This window comes from Staphylococcus agnetis (genome assembly GCF_002901865.1).
GTDB lineage: Bacteria > Bacillota > Bacilli > Staphylococcales > Staphylococcaceae > Staphylococcus > Staphylococcus agnetis.
The window spans coordinates 15,079-29,961 of the sequence record NZ_PPQF01000074.1 but is presented as its reverse complement, the minus strand read 5'-3'; the positions used below and the strand labels follow the sequence as shown (position 1 = coordinate 29,961).

The window sequence follows — 14,883 nt, the reverse complement described above, 5'->3', positions numbered from 1 at the left end:
CCAAGTTTTATTCTATCATGAGGAAATGCCTATTTTAATACAACGGTAAAACCTCTCCGGAACCATACGCATAGCGCATGGTTTACTTTTATATAAATGAAAAAACACCACAAAATCTTTTGAAGTGATTTTTGTGGTGTTTTTCTTGGAAGCTGAAACCCTATGTCCCAGCCCCTCCCCTAAAATCATTAAGTTAAAAAGTATTATTGATCAAACGTATGTTTGTCTACTTTACTATTTGTTTTTTTAGCTTCTTCACTTACAGTTTGGTTATGATTCGAAAGTTCAAAATCATCTTTATCTTTATCATGAGTAATCACACCATTTTCCAGGCGTACATTTTGTTCATTTTGAGGTGTATCTGATGCGTTAGTCTGATTCATATCCAATAAACGGCGTTGTGCACCTAATGAAGTGGATGAAGGTTGTGACGGCTTATCTGTTTCAGATTGTTTACTTTCTTCAGACTCTGCAGTCGTAGTTGGTCCAGTCTGGCCTTCTAAGCGGTCTGAATCAACTTCAGAGCGAATTGCTCGCTTTTGTGCAGACAGCGCATCACTACTCACCTCAGAATGGTCATCTTGACGTTTAGACGTTTGATGCTGATCAGAAGCATGCGCAACGCCAGCTGCAGTCACACCTGCAGTTGCAACTCCTGCAGTTGCCGCACCAGTAGATGTACGTGACTTGTCAGAATGATCTACTTTCACTTCATCCTCACCCGTACGTCGATTACGATCATAATCAGACGCTTCGGCATCAGAAGATGTAGCAGAAGTCGTTTGCTTTGCAGTTTGTCCTTCTAATCGATCACTATCAACTTCACTTTGAATAGCACGGCGTTGTGCAGCTAATTCCTTAGATGATGGGTCATCCGTATCAGTTAAAGCTGAACGTTGTCTTTTTGAATCTTCTCTCACACGGCGTGCTTGCTCTTTTAAAGCATCTGCTTTTCTTTTTGCTTCATCGCGTAAAGCAGTATCTTGATCATTTACTTTATTTAATTTATTTTGTTTTTTTGATTGTGTCTTAGATTTATCAGATTCTAACGTAGGTTTTAAAATAAGTCCTAACGCACTTCCTAAAACAGCCCCTGCTACAAATCCAAATACAAGGTCTAAACGTGCACGAGGTTCACCCTCATATTGTGGGACTTCATAACTTTCTAAACCTTTAGTATGCAAATCACGATTATATTTTTCCATTTCAAATTGCCTCCTTAAAATAAAAGCACTTAAACAAAGGTATTACCTCATTTAAGTGCGTAAAATCAAGACTTATTTAACTAACCGTCAACTTACTTACGATTTGAATCATTGTTTAATGTTGTATATTTTGTGTTTACTGATTCAGGGTTAGTGTTGAAATCATTTAAGTCTTTGTTTTCATACTCACTATTAACTAAATCTTCGTTTGATAAAGAACTTGATTTAGAACCTTGTTTAGCATCAGAAGACACATTGTTTGTTTTGTAAGCTGCACTATTTCGACGACTTTGACGGTTTTGCCATTTGTCGGCAATTTCCATTGCAACATTTGACCATTGAACAACTTGTGAAATTTTGTCTTCATTTTGAGAAATGTTGTTTGTAATTGAGTGCGTTACACGATCAACAGAACCATTTAACGTTTGAACTGATTCGCCAACACCTTTAACAGCATCAACTACTGAGTTTAAACGATTTGATTTATCTTGGATATCTTCAGTTAAACGATTCGCTTTATGAAGTAAATCCGTTGATTCACGTGTAATACCTTGGATTTGGCCTTCAACACCATCAAGTGTTTTAGCAACATGATCCAAGTTTTTCTTAACAGAAATTAAAACTACAACAATTCCTATACATAAAATTAAGAACGCGATAGCAGCAATAATTCCTGCAATTGGTAAAATCCATTCCATTCGAAAACGCCTCCTATTGACTTTTAAAATATGCTATTTATTTTATATAGATACCCAAACAGCTCTTACTCAAACATTAAAAGCTATGTTCAACACCAATTTTTTCTAAATATGCTTTTAAAACTTTTTGAATGTCACCTGCACCCATAAAAAGAATAACCGCATTTTCATGTTTTTCAAGGACCTCTACACTTGATTCAGAGATTAAGCGTCCATTTTCTACTAAATCTAATAAATCATTAATTGTGAGCTCACCTGTATTTTCACGAATAGAGCCAAAGATGTCACATAGATATACAGAATCTGCTTGATTTAATACATCTGCAAACTCCTTCAAAAATGCTTTTGTTCTAGAGAACGTATGTGGTTGGAAAACAGCCACTACTTCTTTATTTGGATATTTTTTTCTAGCTGATTCAATTGTAGCACTAATTTCTCTTGGATGGTGAGCATAATCATCAACTAATACTTGATTTTTTGTAAAAATCTCATTAAAACGTCGTTTTACACCACCAAAAGTGATCAATGCATCTTTAATATTTTGTGTATCAAGCTTTTCTAAATACGTAATTGCTAAAACAGCTAGCGCATTTAAAATATTATGGTCTCCATATTGTGGTGAAATAAAATGATTGTAATACTCACCACGGATATAGACATCAAAAGCAGTTCCTTTATCCGTAATTTCAATGTTGTCGGCATAGATGTCCATTGATGGGTCAAAACCATAATAATACACAGGTATATCTACACTAATTTTTTTAACATGCGGATCATCGCCCCACGCAATAATCGCTTTTTTTACATTATTTGCCATACCTTGAAAGGCATTAACAACATCCTCAACATCCGCAAAATAATCTGGATGATCGAAATCGATATTTGTAATAATTGCATAATCAGGTGAATAACTTAAAAAGTGTCGACGGTATTCACATGCTTCAAAAGCAAAATATTCGCTTTGAGGCAAGCCCATACCTGTACCATCACCGATTAAAAATGATGTTTTTTTATCACCATTCATCACATGTGATAATAGTCCTGTAGTAGAAGTCTTACCATGTGCGCCGGTTACTGCAACCGACGTGTATTTATTAAGAACTTCACCTAAGAAATCATGGTAGCGCACCACTTTTAAATTTAATTCACGTGCTCTTTCTACCTCTTCATGCGTATCTTTAAATGCATTTCCAACAATCACAGTTAAACCTTCAGTAATGTTATCAGCGCTAAAAGGTAAAATCTTAATTCCCTTATTATTTAATGCAATTTCTGTAAATACATATTGTTCAATGTCAGAACCTTGAACATCATATCCTAAATCATGAATAATTTGAGCCAATGAACTCATCCCTGCGCCTTTAATGCCGACGAAATGGTATTTTGTCATGATTTTATGCCCCTTTCTATATTTATGAGTCTTGTAAGTCTGCTTCAGTGAGAAAGACATCGCGCGGTTTAGAGCCATTCGCTCCCGAAATATAACCCAATTGTTCTAATTGGTCTATAATACGTGCTGCACGGTTATAACCGATTTGAAAATGTCTTTGAATAAGAGATGTTGAAATGTGTCTCTCTTTAACCATAAATTCACAAACTTCATTGAATAATTCATCTTTCGTTGGTTCTTCAGTTTTCTTAAGGAGCTCTTTTTCTTGAAATAAATATTCAGGTTCTCTTTGTGATTTAATGTATTCCACTACTTCATCAATTTCCTCATCTGAAACGAAAGTACCTTGAACACGAATCGGTTTGTTCATACCTCCACCAAGATATAGCATGTCACCATATCCAAGCAAACGTTCTGCGCCACCACTATCTAAAATTGTACGTGAATCGACGCTTGAAGACACCATGAATGCGATACGTGTAGGAATATTCGCTTTGATTAAGCCTGTAATGACATTTACAGATGGTCTTTGAGTTGCGACAAGCATATGAATGCCACACGCACGTGCTTTTTGAGCAATACGTGCGATTGATTGTTCAACGTCTTGTGGTGCCATCATCATTAAGTCTGCCAATTCATCAATGACAATAACGATTTTAGGCATACGTTGATCATAATTCACTTTTTTATTAAATGCTGTAATATTACGCACATGCGTTTGTGCGAACAATTTATAACGCCGTTCCATTTCTTCAACGGCCCATTTTAAACTTTGTGTAGCCGCTTTAACATCTGTAATTACAGGTGCGACTAAATGTGGCAAATCATTATATGGTGCTAACTCTACCATTTTAGGATCAATAAGTAACAATTTTAACTCTTCTGGATGATTTCGATAAAGTAATGATAGTAAAATACTGTTAATCGAAACCGATTTACCTGATCCAGTTGCTCCAGCTATGAGTGCATGCGGTGTTTTTGCAATATCCATTAATAACGGTTCATTATTGATGCGATTACCCATTGCTACTGTCAATTTCGATTCAGCATGTTTAAACGCTGGCGTTTCTAGGATAGAGCGCAAGTTTACTTTTGTTGGATGTTGATTCGGCACTTCGATACCCACTAAACTCGTACCTGGAATAGGTGCTTCTATTCTAATATCTTTTGCAGCGAGAGCCATTTTGATATCATCTTGTAATGCCGTAATACGAGAAACTTTAACGCCTCTTTCCACAGACAGTTCGAAACGCGTTACACTAGGACCCTCAATCACATTTACAACTTCAGCTGGTACATTAAAATAGAAAAATGCATCATTAAGTTGTTGCTTTTTCTCTTCAATCCATGCGTTGTCTTTTTCATGAATTTCAGGTTGATCAAGAAGATCTATACTTGGCAAATTCAACACAGGACCACGGCGAATTTTTTTCTCTTCTTCTTTGGTGTCAGTATTCACTTGTGACGTCGTAACGATTTCTGGACTATGCACACGTTCACTTGATTGTTGTGTGTGGTCATTCTGTATGTTTTGCTGAGTTGCTTGAATATCTCGAGACGTAGTTTGATTCATAGTATTTTTTATCGTTTGACGCTGTAAGTGTTCGTGTTTACGTCGCTCCATCATACGCTTTTTATCTGAAGGTGTCATAACCACATTAAATGGCTTACTTCCTTTACGTATCGGGACTTTATTAGCATTTTGCGTTTGCTTTTGTTCAGGTTTTAAAGGTGGAACAATTTGACGCGCTTCTGTTTTAGTCACTGCTATTTCATCAGGTTGTGTTGTTGAATTTTCTTCTACCCTATCATGAGATAGTTGAGGTACATCGACATTAATTGATGATTCATCTCTTGAATTGCTCTTTTTTGAACCTTCTTGTATCTCGTCTTTTATTGTATTAATATTCTCGGCGTCTTCAACGTAATTTTCATTTGATGCATTAAAGGTACGCGCAGACGTATCTGACTGATTATTGGTGTCGTCCAACGGTGACGCTACATCTTGATTAAGATGATCGTCATTTATTGTAATGTCAACATTGTCATTAACTGCCTGTTCATTTTCATCATCTATTACGTTCGAAGTAGAACGATGCGTATTATGTACTTGTTGTGATTTTGTACGCGTTTGCACATCATCAAATTCATATGCTTGGTCATTATCTTTAGTATTAACCTTGTCTGAAGATAATGTTTGTTCCGCATCTGTTTCTAAATGAATTTGACTTAAATCGATTTCTTCATATTGAATATCTAATTCTGTTTGGGCTTGGTCTAATGATTCCACGTCTTCATTGGCCTCAGGTGTCACAGCCTCATTAGGTTCAAGATGCTCTTCTAGGTCCGCTTCTTCATAATCTTTTCCTAACAGTTGACGTGCTTGAGAAGCATGCATTTTATCGATAGCCTTTTGAATGTCCGCATGCGGATCTTCATCCTTTAAAGCGCGTTTATGTTGTAAAGCTTCTTTAAAGCGTTTTTTCTGTTGGATTTTTTTCTCACGTTCTCTTCGAATTTCATCAACAATTTGCGATGCATAAATATTTTCAATATTAATCGTATTATCACGTTTTGAATGATTCGGTGTTTTCTTACGTTCGCCAAGCGATTTTGCAGGTGGTTGCGTTGTTTTAGATCGCGTACCTGGAGGTTGATTTAATCCGCTATTTTTAATCGATTTACGTTCTTGTGTCCCAAAAATTGCAGATGGCACTTCGCTCGCTTTAAATTCAGTCGTTGGCTTAGCATAATTTGCTTTATGAATACTTTTAGTTGTCGTTGATGAACCTTTATAATGGTCCACTTCTTTATGTGGTCGTTGATGATGGGTTTTAGTTGTTTTGTCATTTGGTATTGTACCTTGAAAAAGTTGAGAAGCATGTTGTTGACTTGGACGAGTACGGTTACTTTGATACACATGTGTTGCTTTAGTCTTTGAGAAGCCGTGTGTACGGTGGCGACGTGTCTTTCGATCAACACCGTATGATACGCGCTCAGTACCTTCAATATCACGTTTTTTAAGTGTTACGGAGTCATTTCGCTGTTCTTCCCTATCATTGATATCGTAATCCATTGTAATCGGAAAACGAAATTTCCCACGTGGTCTTTGATATACATCATTCGTTTGTGGAATCAAATCATGTCTCGATTTTTTTGGTACAGTAGAGCGTTTTTTTTCTGAAGATGTACGGTCTGATGGCGTCTCTTCACCAAATAATTTATCAAACCAGCTCATAATACGCCCTCCTTTTATGCATTAAAAAATGATTGACCTGTTTTATAACTATCATCTAAAACCATAATACCTTTTTCTTGAGGTGCATTTGGCAAATTGAGTTCCTTCATTGAGCACACCATACCACTTGAAGCAACACCTCTTAATTCGGCATCTTTGATTAACATGCCACTCGGCATTACTGCGCCCACTTTGGCTACAACTACTTTTTGTCCTGCTTCAATATTTGGTGCACCACAAACGATTTGTAATGTTTCATCACCTACATCAATGTGACACACACTTAATTTATCCGCATCAGGATGCTTTTCTTTAGATTGAACATAACCTACAACAAATTTAGGTGAAAAATCAGCTTCTAATTTAAAGTTAATATTTGACTGATCTAACAATTTTTGAATATCTGTCGCATGAGCTTCACTGAATGTAATATGTCCATTTCCCTCAATAGTAAGATGTTGATCTGCATTAAAAATATTTAATCCAACAACGTTATTGTCTTTTTTAATCAATATAACATCGTTGATTTTTTCATATTCAAAAGGCCCATCTACCGTTTCAATTTGTAAAAAGGCTACATTGCCAACACCTTTGGGATTATAAAATAAATTCATGTTCTTCATCTACTCCTTATTTGCGGTTCTTTTGATCTTGGGATGCACCTAAATGTTGAATGACATTTGGTGATGCATTCGATTTTTGTTTATTATTTTTACCTAAAATAAATATAGGTTCAAAACGGCCATTTTGATAACTTAATGACAATGACGTAATAGGAACTAGACCATTAGTGAAAAATTCCATCGTCATATGTGCCATAATATCATAGCCAGTTTTATTTCTTATATCTGCAATAATTAACACATCTTGATGAGGTACTGCGACTAACATTTCGCCTTCCATGCGTTGTTCAAACTCAGATAATAAAGTTGCGTTTAAAATCCGACTAGCATCGTAACCATCATTTGTGTTAATAAAATAAAATATATTACCTTGAACTTCATCCGCTTTATACGAATTACTCAGTTTACGCACATTAAATAATGCCATCTCTTTAAGTTGTTGTTGTGTCAATTGTAATTCACTCATTAATGCATCATCAATCAATCGATACGATTTACCTAAATCTAATGCATAATAAATTCTTGTTTCCGCCGTATGCGGTTCGGTAATAAATGCATGACCTTCTTTAGTTTTGGTAGGAAAACTCGTTGCACGAATGACTGGCATAATTCTTTTCTCATTTAACGTTTTATGCGCTTCATCTTCCATTTGATGTATCGTTTCTTCTACATAATATATGATTTCATCAATGATTTGCGCTTGACCTTTATTGTATTTAGCTACAATAGGAGATAATTTTACAGTAACTCCTTTGTGATTGTCTACACGATAAATTCTTAGTGATTCTTGATCACGATTGAATTGATAATTCACATCTAAATGCGTTAATCGTGATTTTATAGTATCTCTCATTTTAAAGACATTCATGTTTTCACTCCTAAATACATGCCTTATATTAGTTTACAATAAAAATACCCTCAGGACTAGAGAAAAACCATGTCCTAAGGGCGAAAAAGTCATTAAAATTGTGATAAAAATCCATCAATTTGTTCTATTGATTTTCTTTCTTTACCAATATAATCTCCTACGCGCTTCCCATCTTTATACATTATAAAACTTGGGATACCCATAACGCCTTCTTTTATCGCTAAGTCAATATGCGCATCTCGATCGACCGCAATAAAATTGAAATTTTGATATTTTGATTCCAGTTTAGGTAAATCTGGTTCAATGACACGACAATCCGGACACCAACCAGCTGTGAACATAAATACTGTTTGTGATTGGGCATATTGTTGATATTCCGTTTCATTCTGAATCGATTTCATAACTTATACCTCCTTTAGTCCTCATATTGTAATTGATGAATGACCTTATCGTCTAGTTGTTGAATTGCATAATACAACCAATTTTTAGCATTCTCATAATCTCTTATATCAAATACAGCATCTGTACTATGAATATAACGAGCACATACACCAATCACTGCAGTTGGAACACCTGTTAACGCTTTATGTATGACACCGCCATCAGTACCTCCTGGAGAGATATAGTGTTGATATGACACACTGTGCTTGTTTGCTACATCTAATAAATATGATTTGAACGCGGGTTTCAATAACATCGTACCATCTTTAATTCGTAATAATGCCCCCGCACCTAACTCACCTGAAAGACCTGACTTCCCTTTCATATCATTAGCCGGGGAACAATCAACCACGAAAGCAACATCTGGTTGAATTAATTGTGTTGTAGCTTCCGCACCACGTAAGCCCACTTCTTCTTGGACATTTGCGCCCACATACAAGTCAAAATCTAATTGAACATCATGAAGTGCTTCGAGTATTTCGATGGCTAATACACAGCCGTAACGATTGTCCCAAGCTTTGGCAGCGTATCGATATTGTGATAATTGCAATAATTCGGTATCCGGAACAATTGAATCACCTATCGCAATCCCCCGCGCATATACCTCTGACGCATCTTCAGCTCCTATGTCGAGTAATAAATCTTCAATTTTAGGTGTACTTTCTTTACCCGTTTGAAAATGTTTTGGAATATTAGCGACTACCCCAGTAATTTCATCGCCTTCACCGGTTTTAATTTTTAAACGTTGACCTTGCCAAATATCACTTGCCACGCCACCTAAAGGTGTAAACTTAATAAAACCTTGTTTGGTAACTTCAGTAATCATAAAACCAATTTCATCCATATGTGCTGCTACCATCACTTTTGGTGCATTAGATTGCTGACTCTTTTTCACACCATATATGCCACCCATTTTATCTCTCACAAATGTATCGACATATGGACGCATTTCATGTTCTAAGTAATGACGCACAGGTGTCTCAAAGTTGGGAGCACCATGCATTTCAGTTAATGATTTAATACGCTCCAGCGTTTTTTCGTTCATGCCTTTCACTCCTTTAAAAATAATTCACTTTATTACAGTATATCACTTAAATTATGGTAAACTGTAGCTAAGTCTTTCAAGGAGGAGATCGCAATGTTAAACAGAAAAAATTGGCCATTACTGATACCAATTGCGATTGGCACATTGTTAGCTGGAAGCTATTTTTATGTTCTTCATCTTGAACGTGATCGCAACCAGCCACCTCATGATGTATTAGAATCCGTTAAACAATACTTTAATAATGTTACAGGTTCTTATATTTTATATGAAGTCGTTCAATTTCAAAAGGAATTAGATACTTATTCAGCCTATAAGGGTGGCATTACGACGACACGAAATGATGTGACACATCACTATACGTTTTATGCAAATGCTAAGACTGGAGAAATATTAGATATTACTGAAAATCAAACGACTTAAAATAATCGCGTTAGTAGAGTGTGACATCTTTTAAAAACGATGTCTTCTTTACTAACGCGATTTTAATTTATTCATTTCTTTTGATTACTTCTTGAACCTTTTTACCATCCTCAGAAAGTTTAATCGCAAAGTTTGATACATCATGATAAAACAGTATCCAATACCCTTGTGCGGCATATTGGCGCGTCAATCGTTCTTTTTCACGTATAGACTGCATTGGATAATCATCATATGCGGTTACCCATAATGAATTAATATGAGCAGAAGTTGACAAAATATCCGCCATATGAACAGCATGTTCGCTGTCACTATGAATTTCAATAATACAATGCCCAAAACTATGTCCACCTGTATGCTTCATAGTAATACCAGGGTAAGGTTCTATCTGATTTTCAAACAAAATCAATTTAGATTCATAACCTCCCCTATTTTGAGGCCAATACGTAGCTTGACTTCTTATGTTAGGACTGATAAATTCATGCCATTCATCTTGTTGCACATAATGCCAGGCATTAGGGAATGTCGCATTACCGTTAGAATCCGTAAGACCCGTCGCATGATCAAAGTGCATATGTGTCATCAATACTAAATCTATATCCTCAACGGTTAATTGATACTTAGCTAAATCAGTTTCAAGTTGACTTTCATTTCGAACGCCGTAATTACGGTGTTGCTTTTCAGTTAGTTTGCCACTACCAATGCCAGAATCAATAATAATATTTTTATCTCCAGTACGAATTAAAATAGGATGCGTCACAAGTGGGACTTGATTTTTATCATTCACGGGATATTTTTTTGTCCATAATGGTTTAGGCACGACACCAAAAATAGCGCCTCCATCCATTTGTGTATGACCACCATCTAAAGCATTAATTTCAAACGATCCAATTTTCATTAAACTCTCTCCTTAAATAAAAAAGTGAGACACGAATCAAATCATGTTTATTTGATTACAGTATCTCACGTTTAAGTTTATAAATCATGTCATAAAATCTTAGTCTTGATTTACAAATTCAGAAAAATTGTGATGAAATTTAGCTTCCATACGGTAAATTCGTGATCCTTTTTCTGAAAACTTGTGTTCATATTCAGTTGTGATATTCTCACCATCATCTTCTTGATGTAAATGTAAATTGATTTTTGTAAAATACATTCCAAATTGCGACATGCTTTCTAAACTGTAGGCATATAATCCACGATTATCCGTCTTAAAGTGTATAGCACCATCTTGATTTAAAATTTGTTTATATATTGACAAAAAGCGATGATTTGTTAAACGACGTTTCGCATGTCTCGTTTTAGGCCAAGGATCAGAGAAATTTAAATAAATTCTATTGATTTCATTAGGTTTAAAATAATCGGTTAACACTACCGCATCATTACATAATAATTTGATATTTGTAAGATTAAGTTCACGCACTTTATCTAATACACGAATCATTACATTTTTATCACGCTCAATGGCAATATAATTAATGTGAGGGTGCTTTGCTGCTAATGAAGTGATGTATTTACCCATACCTGATCCAACTTCTATATGAATCGGTTGTTCTTTATCAAACCATTGCGTCACTTGATGCTTATGTACACAATCTAAATCCACAATATTTGCATGCTCTCTTAAGTAAGTTTCGGCCCAAGGTTTATTTCGCATTCTCATGATTCTTTATCTCCTTAAATAAACACATCGCTCTTCATCACAGCATGCAAAAATTTGAGCCATGTATTCATATCTTTAAAACGTTTATGTTCTTCATTCCATTGCACCATTCCAATAGATTGAATCACAGTATACCATTTCATTCGTTTTTTTAAATTCATCGTTTCTTTAACATCATAAATTTCGAACCAAGAAGACCATTCATTTTTTGGAACGTAATTGTATAACAGCATACCTATGTCAATTGCTGGGTCAGCTATCATAGCACCTTCCCAGTCAACTAAAAAGAGTTCATCTTTATCAGAAAGCAGCCAGTTATTATGATCAACATCACCGTGAACGACCGTATAAAATCTAGGATCGTATTCTGGTACATGAGATTCTAAATAACTTAACGCATGTCGAATGATATGATGCGTTAATACATCGCTAGATAACGACGCATTGATTTTATGTAACATGATATCAGGTGTAATCGGTGTCATTTCCATGCGCTTTAACATCGTTAAAAGTGGACGTGATTGATGAATTTTCTTCAGTAAGTGGGCAACGCGGTGTTGATTCATTTCATCAGCTTCAAGCTCTCGGCCATTTTTCCAATGTTGTGCAGTCACAACTTCACCAGTTTCTATTCTTTTCGTCCATACAAGCTTCGGCACAATCCCTTCTGCAGACAATGCTGCAATAAAAGGGTTAGAATTACGTTTTAAAAATAATTTCTGTCCATCTTGTTCCGCCATATAAGCTTCACCTGATGCGCCGCCAGCTGAATCGAGCGTCCAACCTAGTTGATAGAACTGCTCCACAACACGTTCACCTCACTTTCAAAAGAGAAAAGGCTCTAGAAAAGAAATTCAAGAGCCATATTAATAACAATTATTTACTACTTCAACGTTCCAATTTTTAATTAGCACTCATAAAAGATTTTATAATTATTAGCCACTTTTTTCAACCAAAAATGAGACACTAAAGGTCACTTTTTTCTATTTTTAAATGTTAATGTTCAATTCATTAAGTAATCTTATATTAACACATTATTCGGAATGTGAATGGATATATTTTTCAAATCCTTTTTGTAAAGTACGTGTGATTGGACCTACTTTGCCATCAGCCACCGATTCACCGTCAATTAAAACGACAGGCATCACTTCAACTGATGTACTAGATATGATTACTTCATCTGCTGATTTTAAGAAATCCACTGTAAAAGGTGCTTCATTAAACTCAATGTTTTCATCTTCACATACCCATTGAATTACTCGACGCGTAATCCCATTTAAAATAAAGTTGTTTGCTGGATGCGTATGAACGACACCATCTTTAATAGCATAAACGTTACTTGACGCGCCTTCAGTGACAATATCACCACGATGTTGAATGGCCTCTTCGGCATTGTATTTTGTAGCGTATTCTTTCGCTAGTACGTTACCTAAAAGATTTAAGCTTTTAATGTCGCATCTTAACCAGCGAATATCTTCCGTTGTTACTACACCTACGCCCTCATCTAAAGCTTTGAAAGGACGATCATATGATTTTACAAAGCCAGTTAAGACAGGTTCAACACTTGGCGTAGGAAAAGCATGGTCTCGTGGTGCTGCACCCCGTGTTACTTGTATATATACCCCACCATTTGTGACCTTATTCACTTGAGCAAACTCTCGTACAAGTGTTGTAAGTGATGCTACAGTGTGATTTAAATCTAAACCGATTTCACTTGCACTTCTTAATAGACGTTCAAAATGTTCTTTTGCTGTAAATAATTTGCCATCATATATGCGTACATATTCATAAATGCCATCGCCAAAATTGTAACCGCGATCATTGTAAGCAACTTTAGCATCTTGCTCATCAACGAATGATTCATTTAATAAAACTTTTGTCATATTATCCCTCTACGCAAATTGAATAAATTGCTTCTAAATAGATACTTGTAGCGTTAAATAGTTGTTTCTTAGTAATGTATTCATTTTTTTGATGCATTAAATCCTCTGAGTCTTCAAACATCGCACCAAATGCCACACCTTTTTCAAGGTTTCGTGCATAAGTCCCTCCACCAATCGTGAAGGATTCACGTAAGTCGCCAGTTTGATTGCGATATGCTGTTAATAATTTTTGAACAAATGGATCTTTAGGATCCACAAAGTGTGGTGTTTGTATCTTTCCAACATTGATTGAAAATCCTTGTTGCGCGATTTCGTTCTCAAATTTATGAATGGCTACCTCGAAATCAAAACCTTCAGGATATCTTAAATTAATTCCAAATTGTCCACCAGAGGCCTTAGTATATTGAATTACACCAATATTAGTTGTTAGACTGCCCATTGCCTCTGTGTGGAAACGCATTCCCATTTTTTCTCCAAAATGAGATTCATATAAATAACGGTCACTAAAACTAGCCCAATTTTTTGCATTGAGGTCTAATGTTAACGAATTGATAAAATGTATTAAATGCAAGCCCGCATTAATACCAATTGAAGGATCCATTCCATGTACAGCTTTACCTTCCATTGTAAGTTTTAATACGCCACTATCTACTTCATGATTACCTTTTAAATGATGCTGTGAAAGATATGCTTCAAATTGTTGAATACAGTCCGTCATATTTTCTTTTACCAACAAGTTTGCTTCAGCATAATCTGGTACCATATTATAGCGCTCGCCAGATATAAAACTTAATAACTCCACTTCAGGTTCATCATCATCAGACGAAAGTTGAGTTTGTTGAATATCAAACGTAGTTATTCCTTTTTCACCATGGATAAGTGGGAATTCCGCATCAGGTGCAATTCCTATTGTCGGCATTTCTTCAGTTTTAAAATAACGTTCTGTACATAACCAATCGGATTCTTCATCTGTGCCTAAAATGATATGAATGCGTTTTTTCCAATCCACTTTCATATCGTTTAAAATTTTAACTGCATAATAAGCAGCAATTGTAGGACCTTTATCATCTAATGTCCCTCTAGCAATAATTTTATCTTCAGTAACAACAGGTTCAAATGGATCAGATGCCCACCCATCTCCAGCAGGTACGACATCCACATGTCCTAAAATACCAAATAAATCATCACCTTTACCTACTTCGATGCGCCCTGCAATGTGATCTACATCAAATGTTGTAAAGCCGTCACGTTCAGCTAAGCTATACATATAATCTAATGCTTCCCTTGGACCAGGTCCCACAGGCGCTTCATCCGTTGCATGCGCATCATCACGTACAGATTTAATAGCAAGTAATCCCTTTAAATCTTCTACGATTTCTGATTCATATTCACGTACTTTATCTCTCCACATG

At 35.7% G+C, this 14,883-nt stretch carries 14 protein-coding genes; 1 reads left to right on the top strand and 13 read right to left on the bottom strand.

Going from position 1 to position 14,883, the window contains the following annotated elements; translation table 11 throughout:
• Positions 1–203: 203 nt before the first annotated feature.
• From CD172_RS10515 to CD172_RS10480, 8 genes are all read right to left on the bottom strand, one after another.
• A complete protein-coding gene (locus CD172_RS10515) occupies positions 204–1,205 on the bottom strand; it encodes a YtxH domain-containing protein (protein ID WP_103346320.1) in 1,002 nt (333 codons plus the stop codon).
• Positions 1,206–1,297: 92 nt separating this feature from the next.
• Positions 1,298–1,903, bottom strand: a complete 606-nt coding sequence (locus CD172_RS10510) for a DUF948 domain-containing protein (RefSeq protein ID WP_037565563.1) — start codon at positions 1,901–1,903, stop codon at positions 1,298–1,300.
• A 76-nt stretch (positions 1,904–1,979) separates the two neighbouring features.
• Entirely contained in the window at positions 1,980–3,293 is a 1,314-nt protein-coding gene (murC, locus tag CD172_RS10505; protein ID WP_103346319.1) for a UDP-N-acetylmuramate--L-alanine ligase, read from the bottom strand.
• A gap of 22 nt (positions 3,294–3,315) precedes the next feature.
• On the bottom strand, positions 3,316–6,531 hold the full coding sequence (locus CD172_RS10500) for a DNA translocase FtsK (protein WP_103346318.1): 3,216 nt from the start codon (positions 6,529–6,531) through the stop codon (positions 3,316–3,318).
• A 14-nt stretch (positions 6,532–6,545) separates the two neighbouring features.
• Positions 6,546–7,145: a YtpR family tRNA-binding protein gene (gene ytpR / locus CD172_RS10495; RefSeq protein WP_103346317.1), complete on the bottom strand. Its 600-nt coding sequence runs from the start codon at positions 7,143–7,145 to the stop codon at positions 6,546–6,548.
• Between the two features lie 16 nt (positions 7,146–7,161).
• Positions 7,162–8,022 carry a DUF1444 domain-containing protein gene (locus tag CD172_RS10490; RefSeq protein WP_060551267.1) on the bottom strand — a complete coding sequence of 287 codons (861 nt, stop codon included), beginning with the start codon at positions 8,020–8,022 and terminating at the stop codon, positions 7,162–7,164.
• A 92-nt stretch (positions 8,023–8,114) separates the two neighbouring features.
• Positions 8,115–8,423 (bottom strand): thioredoxin family protein, encoded by a 309-nt coding sequence (locus CD172_RS10485; RefSeq protein WP_103346316.1) that lies wholly within the window; start codon positions 8,421–8,423, stop codon positions 8,115–8,117.
• A 14-nt stretch (positions 8,424–8,437) separates the two neighbouring features.
• Positions 8,438–9,508, bottom strand: a complete 1,071-nt coding sequence (locus tag CD172_RS10480) for a M42 family metallopeptidase (RefSeq protein ID WP_103346315.1) — start codon at positions 9,506–9,508, stop codon at positions 8,438–8,440.
• A gap of 93 nt (positions 9,509–9,601) precedes the next feature.
• On the opposite strand from CD172_RS10480, the gene CD172_RS10475 reads away from it, so the two are divergent.
• The gene (locus CD172_RS10475; RefSeq protein ID WP_103346314.1) at positions 9,602–9,928 is read left to right on the top strand and encodes a hypothetical protein; all 327 of its coding nucleotides are present in this window, start codon (positions 9,602–9,604) and stop codon (positions 9,926–9,928) included.
• A 67-nt stretch (positions 9,929–9,995) separates the two neighbouring features.
• On the opposite strand, the gene CD172_RS10470 is transcribed toward CD172_RS10475, so the two are convergent.
• From CD172_RS10470 to pepV, 5 genes are all read right to left on the bottom strand, one after another.
• Positions 9,996–10,823: a YtnP family quorum-quenching lactonase gene (locus tag CD172_RS10470; protein ID WP_103346313.1), complete on the bottom strand. Its 828-nt coding sequence runs from the start codon at positions 10,821–10,823 to the stop codon at positions 9,996–9,998.
• A 99-nt stretch (positions 10,824–10,922) separates the two neighbouring features.
• On the bottom strand, positions 10,923–11,588 hold the full coding sequence (gene trmB / locus CD172_RS10465) for a tRNA (guanosine(46)-N7)-methyltransferase TrmB (RefSeq protein WP_103346312.1): 666 nt from the start codon (positions 11,586–11,588) through the stop codon (positions 10,923–10,925).
• Positions 11,589–11,602: 14 nt separating this feature from the next.
• Positions 11,603–12,394, bottom strand: a complete 792-nt coding sequence (locus CD172_RS10460) for a phosphotransferase family protein (RefSeq protein WP_103346311.1) — start codon at positions 12,392–12,394, stop codon at positions 11,603–11,605.
• 228 nt (positions 12,395–12,622) lie between these two features.
• Positions 12,623–13,471: a D-amino-acid transaminase gene (dat, locus tag CD172_RS10455; RefSeq protein WP_103346310.1), complete on the bottom strand. Its 849-nt coding sequence runs from the start codon at positions 13,469–13,471 to the stop codon at positions 12,623–12,625.
• Position 13,472: 1 nt separating this feature from the next.
• On the bottom strand, positions 13,473–14,882 hold the full coding sequence (gene pepV / locus CD172_RS10450; RefSeq protein ID WP_103346309.1) for a dipeptidase PepV: 1,410 nt from the start codon (positions 14,880–14,882) through the stop codon (positions 13,473–13,475).
• Position 14,883: the final 1 nt, after the last annotated feature.